Source organism: Bacillus sp. SIMBA_008 (genome assembly GCF_046535495.1).
Classification (GTDB): Bacteria; Bacillota; Bacilli; order Bacillales; family Bacillaceae; genus Bacillus; species Bacillus subtilis.
In genome coordinates, this window is the sequence record NZ_JAWRWL010000970.1 from 1 (window position 1) to 249 (window position 249).

The 249-nt window shown below is 32.5% G+C and carries 1 pseudogene; it reads left to right on the forward strand.

Annotated features, from left to right (window positions below):
• Positions 1 to 136: 136 nt before the first annotated feature.
• Positions 137 to 249 (forward strand): annotated as a pseudogene (locus SB658_RS26275) (L,D-transpeptidase); the annotation flags it as partial.

Genomic DNA, 249 nt, shown 5'->3' on the forward strand with positions numbered 1-249 from the left:
CTGGCGATTCATCTTATGTTACCGGACAAATGATACATGTAAATGGGGGTGTTATTGTAAATGGATAGTTTTCATTTATAAGAGCAAAGTAAAGCTAATTCCACTTATTATATTGAGCGCTAGGGGAGGGATATAGATGAAAAAATTATGTTTCGTCATACTATTATTTTTCATCCTACCGGTTAGTGCTTTTGCTGATACAGATCATCTAATATTAGTGAATCTTACGACAAACCAATTATCTTTTTT